The organism is Desulfohalovibrio reitneri (assembly GCF_000711295.1).
Classification (GTDB): Bacteria; Desulfobacterota; Desulfovibrionia; order Desulfovibrionales; family Desulfovibrionaceae; genus Desulfohalovibrio; species Desulfohalovibrio reitneri.
The window spans coordinates 401730-417240 of sequence record NZ_JOMJ01000003.1; the positions used below are offsets into that span (position 1 = coordinate 401730).

Here is a 15511-nt window from a genome sequence, read left to right on the forward strand (position 1 = left end):
CATGAGGCATGGTTTTTGCTCCGGTGGCTGGCGGAGGACGCATGTTCCAAAAGACAATTCGTAAAGCCATATCCTGTTCCGGCATCGGACTGCACAGTGGCCGCAAGGTTTCCCTGTCCTTGCGGCCGGCTCCCGAGGACACGGGAATCCTCTTCTGTCTTCGCGACGGCGAGGGCACCCGTTTTCTCAAGCCGGACCCCAAGGCGGTGCAGTCAACCCGCCTGGCCACGACCCTGACCCGGGGCAAGGATTCCCTCTCCACCGTGGAGCACCTCATGGCGGCTGTGCGCGGCATGGGCGTGGATAACATCCGTGTGGAGGCCGAAGGCGGAGAATTGCCCATCATGGACGGCAGCGCCGCGCCGTTCGTCTATCTACTCCGCATGGCCGGCACCCAGGTGCAGTCGGCTCCCAAGCGCGTCCTGGCCCTGACCCGCGAGCTGGATTTCGAGCGTGAGGACAAGTGGATCAGGGCCAAGCCCTACCAGGGATTCCGGGTGGACTACACAATTTCCTTCGATCACCCCCGCATCGGCGACCAACGGTTCTCCATCGACCTGACCCCGGAGTCTTTCTCCCGCAAGCTGGCCAAGGCGCGCACCTTCGGCTTCCTGCGCGAGGTGGAATTTTTGCGCTCCAACGGCCTGGCCCTGGGCGGCTCCCTGGAGAACGCCGTGGTCCTGGACGAGTATAACGTCATCAACGAGGACGGCCTGCGCTTCAAGGACGAGTTCGTGCGTCACAAGGTGCTGGACTTCGCGGGCGACATGGCCGTGGCCGAGCTTCCCCTGTGGGGGCACTTCCAAGTTTTCGCCTCCGGGCACGGTCTGAACAACGAGTTTCTGCGCTACCTGGTGGACAACTCCGGGGAGTACCTGCGAGAGGTCACGCTCAGCAGGCCCACGGAGACGCGTGAAGGGTACGTGCCCGGCGCCGAGCCTGTGGGGCAGCCCGCGGTGGCCTAGGCTTCCGAAAACGAATGGGAATTTTCCGCGGCCCTTCCCGAGGGGAGGGCCGCGATTTTTTTGCCGGCGATGAAAATTTGGGCTTGCGTTTTTGTCTGTCAGTGCGTATTGGGCCTGTTTCCGGTCGCAGGGACCGATGGACTGGCGGAGGCCGTCGGCACCGCGCCAGGGCTTGACACGACGAACAGTCGAATGTAACAAGCTCTCTCTTGCGCGGGCTGGCGTAGCTCAATTGGCAGAGCAGCTGATTTGTAATCAGCAGGTTGCGGGTTCGAGTCCCATCGCCAGCTCCAGATGCAGATCTTTCTCATGGAGGGGTTCCCGAGTGGCCAAAGGGAACAGACTGTAAATCTGTCGGCGTATGCCTTCGGAGGTTCAAATCCTCCCCCCTCCACCATTTTTTGACGCAGGCTGTAGGAGGCAGAAGCTGTCGCAGCGACTACGGCGCGTCGGCGGGAATAGCTCAATTGGCTAGAGCATCAGCCTTCCAAGCTGAGGGTTGCGGGTTCGAGTCCCGTTTCCCGCTCCACCGCGTTCCAGCAGTTGTCGCGACGGCCCTGCCGCGTATCGGCCCACGTAGCTCAGGAGGTAGAGCACATCCTTGGTAAGGATGAGGTCACCGGTTCAAATCCGGTCGTGGGCTCCAGATTTTTCAAGTAAACGTAACCCTTCACCGCAAGACCAAGGGGACGCACCATGGGCAAGGCGAAGTTCGAGCGCAATAAGCCGCACGTAAACATCGGCACCGTCGGGCACATCGACCACGGCAAGACCACGCTGACCGCGGCCATCACTAAGACCCTGGCCGCCAAGGGCTGGTCCGAATTCGTGGCCTTCGACCAGATCGACAAGGCCCCGGAAGAGAAAGAGCGCGGCATCACCATCGCCACGGCGCACGTGGAGTACGAGACGCCCAACCGTCACTACGCCCACGTGGACTGCCCCGGGCACGCCGACTACATCAAGAATATGATCACTGGCGCCGCCCAGATGGACGGCTGCATCCTGGTCGTGGCCGCCACCGACGGCCCCATGCCGCAGACCCGCGAGCACATCCTGCTCGCCCGCCAGGTCGGCGTCCCCGCCGTCGTCGTTTTCCTGAACAAGTGCGACATGGTGGATGACGAGGAGCTGCTGGAGCTGGTGGAGCTGGAAGTCCGCGAGCTGCTGACCGGCTACGAGTTCCCTGGCGACGACACCCCGGTTGTGCGCGGCTCCGCGCTGAAGGCGCTGGAGAGCGACGATCCGGAGTCCGACGACTGCAAGCCCATCATCGAGTTGATGGAAGCCTGCGACGACTTCATTCCCGAGCCGCAGCGCGACATCGACAAGCCTTTCCTGATGCCCATCGAGGACGTCTTCTCCATCTCCGGCCGCGGCACCGTGGTCACCGGCCGCGTCGAGCGCGGCGTGATCAAGGTGGGCGAGGAGATCGAGATCGTGGGCATGAAGGACACGATGAAGACCACCTGCACCGGCGTCGAGATGTTCCGCAAGATTCTCGACCAGGGCCAGGCGGGCGACAACGTGGGCGTGCTGCTTCGCGGCGTGAAGCGCGAGGACGTGGAGCGCGGCCAGGTGCTGGCCCGTCCCAAGACGATCACGCCGCACAAGAAGTTCAAGGCCGAGGTGTACGTCCTGAACAAGGAAGAGGGCGGCCGCCACACGCCGTTCTTCTCGGGCTACCGTCCGCAGTTCTACTTCCGCACCACCGACGTCACCGGCGTGGTGACGCTGGAAGAGGGCGTGGAAATGGTCATGCCCGGCGACAACGCCACCTTCCTGGTGGAGCTGATCGCGCCCATCGCCATGGAGCCCGGCCTGCGCTTCGCCATCCGCGAGGGCGGCCGCACCGTGGGCGCCGGCGTGGTCTCCGAGATCGAGGAGTAGCGAATGCGCGTCATCATCCAGTTGCAGTGCACCGAATGCAAGCGCCGCAACTACTCCACGGTCAAGAATAAGAAGAACACCACGGGGCGGCTTGAGTTGCAGAAGTACTGCCCCTGGGACCGGAAGCACACGGCGCACCGGGAAACCAAGTAGGTGTCGAGCGGACCGCGGCGTCCAGCCGCGGTCCGATTCTCCCTCCCGCAAGGGAGGGGAGACGCAGGCCAGTAGCTCGAATTGGCAGAGCACTGGACTCCAAATCCAGGTGTTGGGGGTTCGAGTCCCTCCTGGCCTGCCACACTTTTTCACCAGGCGCGAGAAATGGCCAAAGAGAACAAAAACGGCAAGGGCAAGGGCCAGGCCAAGGGTCAGACCAAGGGGCAGACCAAGGGCCAAGCCAAGACCCAGGCCGCGGAGCAGGCGGGGCCGGCCGCCAAGGTCAGGCAGTTTCGCGATTTTCTTGAGAAGGCCAAGATCGAGCTGAAGAAGGTCACTTGGCCCGCGCGCAAGGAGACCGTGGCCACCTCCGTGGCCGTGCTCGTTCTGACGTTCGTCATGGCCCTGTTCCTGGGGCTGGCGGATGTGGTTCTGTCCAAGATTGTCCAGGCCATTCTCTCGTAAGGTAGTTCATCATGGCGCAGTCGCAGGATTCCGGGCAGCAAGAGCCCAAGGCGCGCTGGTACATCGTGCACACCTATTCCGGGTTTGAGCAGCGCGTTGAACAGACCATCAAGGAGATGATGCGGACCGGTCAGGACTACGGCCAGATCAAGCAGGTCGTGGTGCCCACCGAGAAGGTCATTGAGTTGGTCAAGGGGGAGAAGAAAACCTCCACCCGCAAGTTCTATCCGGGCTACGTCATGGTGCAGATGGCGCTTACCGACCACTCCTGGCACTTGGTGCAGAACATCCCCCGCGTGACCGGGTTCGTGGGCGGCAAAATGCGCCCCACGCCCATGCGCGACTCCGAGGCCGAGAAGATTTTGGCCATGATGGAGCAGCGCCAGGAGCAGCCCCGTCCCAAGTTCCATTTCGAGCGGGGAGACGAGGTTCGGGTCATCGATGGTCCCTTCTCCGGCTTCAACGGCACGGTGGAGGAAGTCAATTACGACAAGGGCAAGCTGCGCGTCTCGGTGTCCATTTTCGGGCGCCAGACCCCCGTCGAGCTGGATTTCGTCCAGGTCAGCAAGAGCTAGCGCACACCGCACGAGGATACAGTCATGGCCAAGAAAGTCATCGGCAAGATTAAGCTTCAGATTCCCGCCGGATCGGCCAACCCCTCTCCGCCGGTGGGTCCGGCCCTGGGCCAGCACGGCGTGAACATCATGGAGTTCTGCAAGGCGTTCAACGCCAAGACGCAGGACCAGAAGGGGATGATCATTCCGGTCATCATCACGGTCTACGGAGACCGTTCCTTCGACTTCATCACCAAGACCCCGCCCGCGGCAATCCTGTTGAAGAAGGCCGCGGGGATCGAGTCCGGCTCCGGCGAGCCCAACCGGACCAAGGTTGGTTCGGTGAGCATGGACCAGGTGGAAGATATCGCCAAGACCAAGATGCCCGATCTCACGGCCGCCGACATGGACGCCGCGGTCAAAAGCGTCTTGGGCACCGCCCGCAGCATGGGCATCGAAGTCAAGTAAGGGGAAATACGGCCATGCCGAAGCACGGAAAGAAATATCGCCAGGCCAACGAGGGCATCGATCCCAATGAGCGGCTCGGGGTCGAGGACGCCGTCCGCCAGGCCATCGAGAAGGCGTTCGCCAAGTTCGACGAGAACGTTGACATCGCCCTGAACCTGGGCGTGCAACCCAAGTATTCCGACCAGATGGTCCGCGGCGCCTGCTCGCTGCCGCACGGCCTTGGCAAGGACGTCCGCGTGGCCGTCTTCTGCAAGGGCGAGAAGCAGGGCGAGGCCAAGGAAGCCGGTGCCGACGTAGTCGGCGCCGAGGACCTGGTCGAGCAGGTCCAGGGCGGCTGGCTGGAGTTCGACAAGGCCATCGCCACCCCGGACATGATGGCCCAGGTTGGCAAGATCGGCCGCATTCTTGGCCCTCGCGGCCTGATGCCCAACGCCAAGACGGGCACCGTCACTTTCGATGTCGCCTCGGCCGTCAAGGAGCTCAAGGCGGGCAAGGTGGAGTTCAAGGTCGACAAGGCCGGCGTGCTCCATGCTCCGCTGGGCAAGGTCTCCTTCGGCCCGGACAAGATTCTCGACAACATGCGTACGCTGGTTGATACGGTTATCCGTCTCAAGCCGGCCACCGCCAAGGGCACCTACCTTAAGGCTGTGGCCGTCAGCACCACCATGGGCCCCGGGTTCAAGATCGACCCCGGCAGCGTCCGCAAGTTCGTAGAGGGATAGATCGCGCGGGAGCGGCCAGGGACGTCCCCTGACCGCGACCCGGGCGAAATGGATCGGCATGGGATTGTGAGCCATAGACAGCGGGCGGGCCGAAGGCCCTTAATTTCCCGCCGAGGTTCACGGTTTGGCTCCACTCTCAGCCGGCAAATCGTGTGAGGAGTTGGTTGTGAACAGGGCTGAAAAAGCGGAAGTCATCGCCAGCCTCAAGGGTGCTGCGCAGAGCGCGTCCATCGCCGTCGTGGCCGATTTCAAGGGCATGTCGGTTGAGGAGATGACCGGCCTTCGCGTCAAGTGCCGCGAAAACGGTGTCTCCTTCCAGGTGGTCAAGAACACCCTGGCCCGCATCGCCCTGGCCGAAAGCGACCACGAAATCGTGGGTGAGCGGCTCACGGAGAACAACGCCATCGCCTTCGGGTACGACGACCCGGTGGTGGCGGCCAAGGTCTTTACCTCCTTCCAGAAGGAGTTTCCCAAGAGCAAGCTGGCGCTGAAATTCGCCAGCCTGCAGGGCAAGCTCCTGGAGGAAGAGGCGGTCAAGGATCTCTCCAAACTGCCGTCCCGCGAGGAGCTTCTCAGCAAGCTCCTGGGCACCATGAACGCGGTGCCTCAGAGCTTCGTGGGCCTTCTGGCCAACGTGCCCCGCGGCATGCTCAACGTTCTTACGGCCATCAAGGACCAAAAGGACGAGGGCGCCGAGGCGGCCTAGACTTCCTGACCAAACCAGTGGAGGAACATTCCCATGGCTGATGTTACCAAAGAGCAAGTCATCGATTTCATCTCCAACATGACCGTGTTGGAACTGGCCGAGCTCATCAAGGAGCTCGAGGACAAGTTTGGCGTGTCCGCCGCCGCCCCCGTGGCCGCTGCGGCCGCCCCCGCCGCCGGCGGCGCCGAAGGCGGAGCCGAAGAGGAAGAGCAGACCGAGTTCGACGTCGTGCTCAAGTCCCCCGGCGGCAACAAGATCGCGGTCATCAAGGTCGTCCGCGCCCTCACCGGGCTGGGCCTCAAGGAAGCCAAGGCCAAGGTGGACGAGGCTCCCCAGCCCCTCAAGGAAGGCGTTTCCAAAGACGAGGCCGAGGAGGCCAAGAAGCAGCTTGAAGAAGCTGGCGCTGAAATCGAGATCAAGTAGCGGTCAGGCCGCTCTGCCTTCGGGCGCGAAGGGCGCAGGACTTCCCAGGGAGTTTTGCGCCCTTTCGCCCGTTCATTTTTCCGGCGGTCCCACCGCCACACCCGGGCCCCGCGTGGCGGACGTGGCCCCGGGTTCCAGAACCGCCGCCGCCCGGAACAACGCCTAGAGGCGTGACCGGCCGGAGGCGGGCCCCTAACGCCGCAAGCCAATCCGTGACGAGGAAACCATGGGTCAGCTCATCAAGAAGTTCGGCAAGATCAAGAACACCCTCGCGATCCCCAATCTGCTCAATCTGCAGGTGGACTCCTATCAGGATTTCCTCCAGATGGACGTGCCCCCCGCCAGCAGGCAGGAGAAGGGGCTCGAGGGCGTTTTCCGATCGGTCTTCCCCATCGAGGATTTCAACCGCACGGCCAGTCTCGAATACGTCAGCTACGAGATCGGCGAGCCCAAGTACGACATTCCCGAATGCATGGCCAAGGGCCTGACCTACGAGGCGCCCATCCGCATCAAGGTGCGGCTGGTGGTCTTTGACGTGGATGAGGAGACCGAGAACCGGACCATCCGCGACATCAAGGAACAGGACATCTATTTTGGCACCGTCCCCTTGATGAGCGAGCAGGGCACCTTCATCATCAACGGTACCGAGCGCGTCATCGTAAACCAGCTGCAGCGCTCCCCCGGCATCATTTTCGAGCACGACCAGGGCAAGACCCACTCCTCGCGCAAGGTCCTCTATTCCTGCCGCATCATACCAATGCGTGGCTCCTGGCTGGACTTCGACTACGACCATAAGGACATCCTTTACGTCCGCATCGACCGCCGCCGGAAGATGCCCGCCACCATCCTGTTCAAAGCCATGGGCATGACCGGCGCGGATATCCTGGATTACTTCTACGACACCGAGTACTTCCAGATCGACGGCGAGCGTGTCTACCGCGAGTTCGACAAGCGCTTCTACCGCAAGGAGAGCGCCTACACCGACATCACCACGCCCAAGGGCGACGTGCTCACCGCCGCGGGCAAGCCCATCACCAAGAAAGCCTGGCGGCTCATGGGCGAGAACGGTGTGGAGCGGTTCGAGGTGGAGCCTGAGTCCGTCTACGGTCTCTATCTGTCCAAGGAGATGGTGGACGAAAAAACCGGCGAAGTGCTGGCCGAGGCCGGCGCCGAGATCACCCAGGACATCCTCGACGCCCTGCGCGACGCCGGCATCCAGCGTCTGCCCATGCTACACACCAAGGGCACCGATGTCTCGCCCTCCATCCGCGACACGCTGATGCAGGACAAGACCAACGACCAGGAAACGGCCCAGATCGAGATCTATCGCCGCCTGCGTCCGTCCAGCCCGCCGACCCCGGAGATCGCCTCCTCGTTCTTCGAGAACCTCTTCCGCAACGCGGACTACTACGACCTCTCCCCGGTGGGGCGCTACAAGCTCAACTCCCGGCTCGGCCTGGATCAGCCCGCCGACCTCCGCACTCTGTCCAACGAGGACATCCTGGAGGCCATCAAGGTCCTGAACAAGCTCAAGGACACTCACGGCCCCGCCGACGACATCGACCACCTGGGCAACCGCCGTGTGCGCCCCGTGGGCGAGTTGGTGGAAAACCAGTACCGCATCGGCTTGGTGCGCATGGAGCGGGCCATCAAGGAGCGCATGAGCCTGCAGGAAGTGGCCACGCTCATGCCGCACGACCTCATCAACCCCAAGCCGGTGGCCGCGGTCCTCAAGGAGTTCTTCGGAACCTCCCAGCTGTCGCAGTTCATGGACCAGACCAACGCGCTCTCCGAGGTCACGCACAAGCGCCGCCTCTCGGCCCTTGGCCCCGGCGGCCTGACCCGCGAGCGGGCCGGCTTCGAGGTACGCGACGTGCACACCTCGCACTACGGCCGCATCTGCCCCATTGAGACGCCGGAAGGCCCGAATATCGGGCTTATCGTCTCCTTGACCACCTACTCCCGGGTTAACGACTACGGCTTTATCGAGACCCCCTATCTGGTGGTCAAGGACAAGAAGGTCACAGAAGAGGTTGTCTACCTCGACGCCTCCCGCGAGGCCGAGGAGGTCATCGCCCAGGCCAACGCGCCGGTGAACGAGGACAACACCTTCGTCAACCCGTTGGTCACGGCCCGCATGCACGGCGACGTGCAGATGATCCCCGCCGAGGAGGTCACACTCAAGGACATCGCCCCCTCGCAGATCGTCTCCATCTCCGCGGCGCTGGTTCCCTTCCTGGAGCATGACGACGCCAACCGCGCGCTCATGGGGTCCAACATGCAGCGCCAGGCCGTGCCCCTGCTGCGCACGGAGCAGCCCATCGTGGGCACCGGCATGGAAGGTGTGGTCGCCCGCGACTCCGGGGCCTGCATTCTGGCCGAGGCCAAGGGCGTGGTCAGCTCCGTGGACGCCGACCGGGTGGTCGTGGCCTACGAGGGCGACGTCTTCCCCGAGACCGGCGGTGTGCGCGCTTACGACCTGCAGAAGTTCCACAAATCCAACCAGAACTCCTGCTTCGGCCAGAAACCGCGTGTGCAGCTCGGCCAGGAAGTGGACAAGGGCGACGTGCTGGCCGACGGTCCCGGCATCGAGAACGGAGAGTTGGCCCTGGGCAAGAACCTGCTGGTGGCCTTCATGCCCTGGTGTGGCTACAACTACGAGGACTCCATCCTCATCTCCGAGCGCACTGTGCGCGAGGACGTGTTCACCTCCATGCACATCGAGGAGTTCGAGCTGGTCGCCCGCGACACCAAGCTCGGACCCGAAGAGATAACCCGCGACATCCCCAACGTCGGCGAGGAAATGCTGCGCAACCTGGACGGTTCAGGCATCATCCGCATCGGCGCCAAGATCGGCCCGGACGACATCCTGGTGGGCAAGATCACCCCCAAGGGCGAGACCCAGCTCACCCCGGAAGAGAAACTCCTGCGGGCCATCTTCGGCGACAAGGCGCGCGACGTGAAAAACACCTCCCTGAAGGTTCCGCCGGGAATCGAGGGCACGGTCATCGACGTCAAGGTCTTCAACCGCCGTTCCGGCGAGAAGGACGACCGCACCCGCGAGATCGAGGACCACGAGCTGGCCCAGTTGGACCGCAAGGAGGAGCAGCATCTGCACGGCTTGGTCCTGTCCACCCGCGACCGCATCTGGGACGTCTGCGGCAAGCGCCGCATCGGACAAACCCTCATGGGAACCCGCAAGGGCGAGGTCCTGGCCGAGGCCAACACTCCGCTGAGCCGGGAGATTCTTGATTCGGTCCCGGTGAAGAAGCTTGCCGGCATGTTCGCTTCCAAGGAGGCCAACGAGGCCGTGCGCGAGCTACTTGACGAATACGACCGCCAGGTCAAGTTCATCAGGAACGTCTACGAGAAGAAGCGCGAGAAAGTGACCGAGGGCGACGACCTGCCCCCGGGCGTCATCAAGATGGTCAAGGTCTACATCGCGGTGAAGCGCAAGTTGGCGGTGGGCGACAAGATGGCCGGCCGCCACGGCAACAAGGGCGTCGTGTCCAACATCCTGCCCATCGAGGACATGCCCTACTTCGCCGACGGCACCCCCATCGACATCGTGCTCAACCCCCTGGGCGTGCCCTCGCGCATGAACATCGGGCAGATCATGGAGACCCACCTGGGCTGGGCGGCGCGCGAACTGGGCGCGCAGCTCAACAAGATGCTCGAGGAGGGTGCCCACATGAAGGCCCTGCGCGACGACGTCAAGGACGTCCTCGGCTCCCGGGAGATCGCCGAGCTGGTGGACGGTATGGACGACGACGATCTGGTGGACGCGGTCAAGGCCGTTTCCGGCGGCATCGTGGCCAAGACGCCTGTCTTTGACGGCGCTTCCGAAGAGGAAATCTGGTCCTGGCTGGACCGCGCCAATCTGCCCACGGACGGCAAGTCCACGCTGTACGACGGCCGCACCGGCGACCCATTCCACTCCCGCGTGACGGTGGGCGTGATGTACATGCTCAAGCTGCACCACCTGGTGGACGAGAAGATTCACGCCCGCTCCACCGGCCCCTACTCCCTGGTCACCCAGCAGCCGCTGGGCGGCAAGGCGCAGTTCGGCGGCCAGCGGCTGGGCGAGATGGAGGTCTGGGCCTTGGAGGCCTATGGCGCCTCGCACCTGCTGCAGGAGTTCCTGACCGTCAAGTCGGACGACGTGGGCGGGCGCGTGAAGATGTACGAGCGCATCGTCAAGGGCGACAACTTCCTGGAAGCCGGGCTGCCCGAGTCCTTCAACGTGCTGGTCAAGGAGCTCATGTCCCTGGGCCTGGACGTCTCCCTCATCCCCGAAGAGGGCAAGGGAGGCGGCCACGAACGTCATGGGCCGAGAAAACCGCAAAAGGAGCTCAGCGCCCGCGAGGCCGCCGAGCAGGTCTTCGGCGAGGACAGCGCCGCCAAGTCCGAGACCTCCGAGGAGTAGCTCCCGAGAGACCGCGACGCGGCCCGGGGAACCCCCCGGGCCGCGATGACATACTTTCCACCTCAAGACCTGAGAGGGCCGAACGATGACCTTGGACGACCTCTTCTCCTTCCGCCCCACCGCCTCGACCAACGCGTCGGCGCGTGGCGTGAAGGCCATCAAGATCTCCCTGGCCGCTCCCGAAAAGATCCGGGAGTGGTCCTACGGCGAGGTCAAGAAGCCGGAAACCATCAATTACCGCACCTTCAAGCCCGAGCGAGACGGGCTGTTCTGCGCCAAGATATTCGGTCCCGTGAAGGACTACGAATGCAATTGCGGCAAATACAAGCGCATGAAGCATCGCGGCATCGTCTGCGAGAAGTGCGGCGTGGAGGTCATCGCCTCCAAGGTTCGCCGCGAGCGCATGGGCCACATCGAACTCGCCGCCCCCGTGGCCCACATCTGGTTCCTCAAGACCCTGCCTTCCAAGATCGGCACCCTGCTGGACATGACTATGTCCGATCTGGAGAAAGTGCTCTACTTCGACTCCTTCATGATCATGGATCCGAAGGACACCAACCTGAAGCGGCACCAGGTCATTTCCGAGGACCAGTATTTCCAGGTCATCGACCACTATGGCGAGGACGCCATCCGCGTGGGCATGGGCGCCGAGGCCGTGAGCGAGATCATCGAGGAGCTGGACCTGGAGACCCTGCGCACCCAGCTTCGCGAGGAAAGCTCCACCACAAAGTCGCAGACCAAGAAAAAGAAGCTTACCAAGCGGCTGAAGATTGTCGAGGCGTTCCTTGAGTCCGGCAACCGGCCCGAGTGGATGATCCAGGAGGTCATCCCGGTCATCCCGCCCGAGTTGCGCCCTCTGGTGCCCCTGGACGGCGGCCGCTTCGCCACCTCCGACCTCAACGATCTCTACCGCCGCGTCATCAACCGCAACAACCGCCTCAAGCGGCTGCTGGAGCTGGGCGCGCCGGACATCATCATCCGCAACGAAAAGCGGATGCTGCAGGAGTCCGTGGACGCCCTGTTCGACAACGGCCGCCGCGGACGGGCCATCACCGGCACCAACGGCCGCCCGCTGAAGTCCCTGTCCGACATGATCAAGGGCAAGCAGGGCCGTTTCCGCCAGAACCTCCTGGGCAAGCGCGTGGACTACTCCGGCCGCTCGGTCATCGTGGTCGGCCCCAACCTCAAGCTGCACCAGTGCGGCCTGCCCAAGAAGATGGCCCTGGAGCTGTTCAAGCCCTTCATCTATTCCAAGCTGGAGGAGCGGGAGCTGGCCACCACCATCAAGAGCGCCAAGAAAATGGTGGAGCGCGAGGAACTGGTGGTCTGGGACATCCTTGAAGAGGTGGTGCGCGAGTACCCCATCCTCCTCAACCGCGCCCCGACGCTTCACCGGCTTGGCATCCAGGCCTTCGAGCCCATCCTGGTCGAGGGCAAGGCCATCCGCCTGCACCCGCTGGTCTGCTCGGCCTACAACGCCGACTTCGACGGCGACCAGATGGCCGTGCACGTGCCCCTCTCCGTGGAGGCGCAGATCGAGTGCCGGGTGCTGATGATGTCCACCAACAACATTCTGTCGCCCTCAAACGGCCAGCCCATCATCGTGCCCACCCAGGACATCGTCCTGGGCCTGTACTACCTGACCGTGGAGCGTTCCTTCGAAAAGGGCGAGGGAATGACCTTCGCCAACCCCTTCGAGGTGCAGGCGGCCCTGGACGCGGGCCACGTCACCCTGCACGCCCGGGTCAAGGTGCGCATCGACGGCCAGATCCACGACACCACTCCGGGCCGGGTGCTGGTCTCCGAGATCCTGCCCGACGGCGTGCCCTTCGAGAAGGTCAACACCGTCCTCAAGAAGAAGTCCATCGGCAACCTCGTCTCCGAGGCCTACCGCTATGCCGGCACCAAGGCCACGGTCATCCTCTGCGACAAGCTCAAGGACATGGGCTACGAGTACGCCACCCGCGCCGGCGTGACCATCGGCGTGAAGGACCTTGAGATTCCCGAGGAAAAGGCCACCTATCTGGACGACGCCTCCACAGAGGTGGAGGACATCCAGAGCCAGTACCAGGACGGCATCATCACCCGCACCGAGAAGTACAACAAGGTGGTGGACGTCTGGACCAAGTGCACCCAGGACGTGGCCAAGGCCATGATGAGCCGCATCTCCTGGGACGTGCGCACCAACGAGAAGACCGGGGAAGAGCGCAAGGACATGAGCTTCAACCCCATCTTCATGATGATCAACTCCGGATCCCGGGGCAACCAGGACCAGATGCGTCAGTTGGCCGGCATGCGCGGCCTCATGGCCAAGCCCTCCGGCGAGATCATCGAGACGCCGATCACCTCCTCCTTCCGCGAGGGGCTGTCGGTTCTGCAGTACTTTATCTCCACCCACGGCGCGCGGAAGGGTCTGGCCGACACGGCCCTGAAGACGGCCAACTCCGGCTACCTGACCCGCCGCCTGGTGGACGTGGTGCAGGACGTGGTCGTTTCCGAGCGCGACTGCGGCACGGTCGACGGCATCGAGCTGACCCACCTGGTCAAGTCCGGCTCCATCGAGCAGAAGCTCTCCGAGCGCGTGCTGGGGCGGCTGACCATGTTCCCGGTGTTGGACGAGGAGACCGGCGAGGTCCTTATTCCCGAGAACACCATGATCGACGAGCACTATGCCCAGATCATCGACGACAAGGGCATCAGCTCCTTGACCATTCGCTCGGTTCTGACCTGCGTTTCCGAGCAGGGCGTCTGCGCCTCCTGCTACGGCCGCGACCTGGCCCGGGGCAGGCTGGTCAACGTGGGCGAGACCGTGGGCATCATCGCCGCCCAATCCATCGGCGAGCCCGGCACCCAGCTGACCATGCGCACCTTCCACATCGGCGGCACGGCCTCCCGCGAGATCGAGCGCTCCTCCATCCAGGCGGGGCACACCGGCCGCGTGGCGCTGCACCGCGTCAAGACGGTGGAAAGCGAGGAGGGCGCCTGGATGGTGCTCAACAAGTCCGGCCAGGTGGGCGTGGTGGACGAGCAGGGCCGCGAGCGGGAGAAGTACATCCTGCCCTCCGGCGCCAAGCTCTACGTCAGTCCCGAGCAGGAAGTGAAGAAGGGCGATCTGATCGCCGAATGGGACCCCTTCAACGAGCCTTTCGTCACCGACGTCGAGGGCGAGGTGCGTTTCTCCGACATCCTGGAGGGCAAGACCTACCAGGAGAAGGTGGACGAGACGACCCGCCGCTCCACCCGGACGATCATGGAGTACCGCTCCACCAACCTCAAGCCGACCATCTCCATTGTGGACGAGAAGGGCAAGGTCAAGAAACGCCCCGGCGGCGAGACCCTGGCCCAATTCCAGCTGCCCGTGGGCGCCATCCTGATGATCCAGGACGGCGATTCGGTGAAGGCGGGCGAGACCATCGCGCGCAAGCCGCGCGAGTCCTCCAAGACCAAGGACATCGTCGGCGGTCTGCCCCGCGTCGCGGAGCTCTTCGAGGTGCGGAAGCCCAAGGACCTGGGCGTGGTCTCGGAGATCGACGGCACCGTCAACTGGGGGCCGGAGACCAAGGGCAAGCGCAAGATCATCGTCACCCCGGAGATCGGCGAGGCCAAGGAATACCTCATCCCCAAGGGCAAGCACATCACCGTCACCGAGGGCGACTTCGTGGAGGCGGGCGAGCTGCTCACCGAGGGCTACCCCGAGCTGCACGACATTCTCAAGATCAAGGGCGAGAAGCACCTGGCCCGCTACCTTGTGGAGGAGATCCAGGATGTCTACCGGTTCCAGGGCGTTGCCATCAACGACAAGCACATCGAAACCATCGTGCGGCAGATGCTGAAGAAGGTCAGCATCACCGACCCCGGGGATACCAACTTCCTGGTGGGCGAACAGGTGGACAAGATGCGCTTCATGCACGAGAACAACCGCTGCACAGGCGAGGGGCTCAAACCCGCCGTGGCGGAGCCGCTGGTGCTGGGCATCACCCAGGCCTCCCTGACCACCGATTCCTTCATCTCGGCCGCCTCCTTCCAGGAGACCACCAAGGTGCTTACCGAGGCCTCCCTTGCGGGCAAGGAAGACCACCTCCGCGGCCTCAAGGAGAACGTCATTGTGGGCCGCCTTATCCCGGCCGGCACGGGCTACCGCCGCTACATGGACTGCGGCATCGAGGTTCCCGAGCAGCCGGAGCGCCCGGACAAGTTCCTGGAGGAACTGGAAAGCGAACAGCCCATGTACGGCGGCGAGTAGCCACCGCCGCACGGAAAAATCCACCCGGGGCCGCCTCCTTTACTGGGGGCGGTCCCGATTTTTTTGGCGAAAGGGGTTGCCAGCCCGGGGTGGATTGGTATATAGGTCGCTGGTTCGTCAGGCGGGGATGTACCCCAAGCCGGCCTCGCAAGGCCACGAAAGACATGTCTTGCGGGATCGGCTTCGCGTGCATCAATTAAACCGCTTGCTCCCGCCGATTGGCGGGTGGAAGTCAACCCGTCCGGGGCGCCTGGCGCCGGGCGGCACACCTTCCGGCCATCACCTCACGGATGGTCCCCCGGGAAGCTGATTCCGCGCTTGTTGCGCGGTTGTCGGGCGTTACTCCGCGTGTGCGCGGCGGCCCGGAGCTTCCGTATGTCCTTTTCGGTGTCGCTTAGCGCCGCCGTCCAGGTGAGCCGGCCTCGTGCCGGCCCGCGAAAAAGTTTTTGTCTTCCGGCGCCCAGCGCTTGACAGTCGGACCGCTTTAACTTAGGTC

Annotated in this window: 11 protein-coding genes and 5 tRNA genes; all 16 read left to right on the top strand. The window is 63.6% G+C overall.

Going from position 1 to position 15511, the window contains the following annotated elements; translation table 11 throughout:
- Positions 1 to 41 precede the first annotated feature (41 nt).
- The 16 genes from lpxC (at position 42) to rpoC (ending at position 15015) form a co-directional block, all read left to right on the top strand.
- Complete coding sequence (gene lpxC / locus N911_RS0102250) at positions 42 to 965, top strand: UDP-3-O-acyl-N-acetylglucosamine deacetylase (RefSeq protein WP_029893947.1); 924 nt, start codon at positions 42 to 44, stop codon at positions 963 to 965.
- Positions 966 to 1182: 217 nt separating this feature from the next.
- Positions 1183 to 1258: transfer RNA gene (locus N911_RS0102255), tRNA-Thr, on the top strand.
- Positions 1259 to 1276: 18 nt separating this feature from the next.
- Positions 1277 to 1362: transfer RNA gene (locus N911_RS0102260), tRNA-Tyr, on the top strand.
- Positions 1363 to 1417: 55 nt separating this feature from the next.
- Positions 1418 to 1494 (top strand) — tRNA-Gly (locus N911_RS0102265).
- 41 nt (positions 1495 to 1535) lie between these two features.
- Positions 1536 to 1611, top strand: a tRNA-Thr gene (locus N911_RS0102270).
- Between the two features lie 50 nt (positions 1612 to 1661).
- Positions 1662 to 2855, top strand: a complete 1194-nt coding sequence (tuf, locus tag N911_RS0102275; RefSeq protein WP_029893949.1) for an elongation factor Tu — start codon at positions 1662 to 1664, stop codon at positions 2853 to 2855.
- Positions 2856 to 2858: 3 nt separating this feature from the next.
- Positions 2859 to 3008, top strand: a complete 150-nt coding sequence (rpmG, locus tag N911_RS0102280; RefSeq protein ID WP_029893951.1) for a 50S ribosomal protein L33 — start codon at positions 2859 to 2861, stop codon at positions 3006 to 3008.
- 65 nt (positions 3009 to 3073) lie between these two features.
- A tRNA-Trp gene (locus tag N911_RS0102285) sits at positions 3074 to 3150 on the top strand.
- A gap of 23 nt (positions 3151 to 3173) precedes the next feature.
- Positions 3174 to 3473: a preprotein translocase subunit SecE gene (secE, locus tag N911_RS17320; protein WP_029893953.1), complete on the top strand. Its 300-nt coding sequence runs from the start codon at positions 3174 to 3176 to the stop codon at positions 3471 to 3473.
- A gap of 11 nt (positions 3474 to 3484) precedes the next feature.
- Positions 3485 to 4048: a transcription termination/antitermination protein NusG gene (gene nusG, locus N911_RS0102295; protein WP_029893955.1), complete on the top strand. Its 564-nt coding sequence runs from the start codon at positions 3485 to 3487 to the stop codon at positions 4046 to 4048.
- Between the two features lie 24 nt (positions 4049 to 4072).
- Complete coding sequence (rplK, locus tag N911_RS0102300; protein ID WP_029893957.1) at positions 4073 to 4495, top strand: 50S ribosomal protein L11; 423 nt, start codon at positions 4073 to 4075, stop codon at positions 4493 to 4495.
- A gap of 14 nt (positions 4496 to 4509) precedes the next feature.
- Positions 4510 to 5217, top strand: coding sequence for a 50S ribosomal protein L1 (rplA, locus tag N911_RS0102305; RefSeq protein WP_029893959.1), 708 nt, complete (start codon positions 4510 to 4512; stop codon positions 5215 to 5217).
- A 166-nt stretch (positions 5218 to 5383) separates the two neighbouring features.
- Positions 5384 to 5923 (top strand): 50S ribosomal protein L10, encoded by a 540-nt coding sequence (rplJ, locus tag N911_RS0102310; protein WP_029893961.1) that lies wholly within the window; start codon positions 5384 to 5386, stop codon positions 5921 to 5923.
- Between the two features lie 33 nt (positions 5924 to 5956).
- On the top strand, positions 5957 to 6346 hold the full coding sequence (gene rplL / locus N911_RS0102315) for a 50S ribosomal protein L7/L12 (protein WP_029893963.1): 390 nt from the start codon (positions 5957 to 5959) through the stop codon (positions 6344 to 6346).
- Positions 6347 to 6572: 226 nt separating this feature from the next.
- Positions 6573 to 10772 (top strand): DNA-directed RNA polymerase subunit beta, encoded by a 4200-nt coding sequence (gene rpoB / locus N911_RS0102320; protein WP_051693860.1) that lies wholly within the window; start codon positions 6573 to 6575, stop codon positions 10770 to 10772.
- Positions 10773 to 10857: 85 nt separating this feature from the next.
- Complete coding sequence (gene rpoC / locus N911_RS0102325; protein ID WP_029893967.1) at positions 10858 to 15015, top strand: DNA-directed RNA polymerase subunit beta'; 4158 nt, start codon at positions 10858 to 10860, stop codon at positions 15013 to 15015.
- Positions 15016 to 15511: the final 496 nt, after the last annotated feature.

What these genes read in the sequence shown, in the direction of transcription:
- tuf (WP_029893949.1), top strand. Translation starts at nt 1,662, where the DNA reads ATGGGCAAGGCGAAGTTCGAGCGCAATAAGCCGCACGTAAACATCGGC.
- rpoC (WP_029893967.1), top strand. Translation starts at nt 10,858, where the DNA reads ATGACCTTGGACGACCTCTTCTCCTTCCGCCCCACCGCCTCGACCAAC.
- rpoB (WP_051693860.1), top strand. Translation starts at nt 6,573, where the DNA reads ATGGGTCAGCTCATCAAGAAGTTCGGCAAGATCAAGAACACCCTCGCG.
- secE (WP_029893953.1), top strand. Translation starts at nt 3,174, where the DNA reads ATGGCCAAAGAGAACAAAAACGGCAAGGGCAAGGGCCAGGCCAAGGGT.
- rpmG (WP_029893951.1), top strand. Translation starts at nt 2,859, where the DNA reads ATGCGCGTCATCATCCAGTTGCAGTGCACCGAATGCAAGCGCCGCAAC.
- lpxC (WP_029893947.1), top strand. Translation starts at nt 42, where the DNA reads ATGTTCCAAAAGACAATTCGTAAAGCCATATCCTGTTCCGGCATCGGA.
- rplA (WP_029893959.1), top strand. Translation starts at nt 4,510, where the DNA reads ATGCCGAAGCACGGAAAGAAATATCGCCAGGCCAACGAGGGCATCGAT.
- rplL (WP_029893963.1), top strand. Translation starts at nt 5,957, where the DNA reads ATGGCTGATGTTACCAAAGAGCAAGTCATCGATTTCATCTCCAACATG.
- rplK (WP_029893957.1), top strand. Translation starts at nt 4,073, where the DNA reads ATGGCCAAGAAAGTCATCGGCAAGATTAAGCTTCAGATTCCCGCCGGA.
- nusG (WP_029893955.1), top strand. Translation starts at nt 3,485, where the DNA reads ATGGCGCAGTCGCAGGATTCCGGGCAGCAAGAGCCCAAGGCGCGCTGG.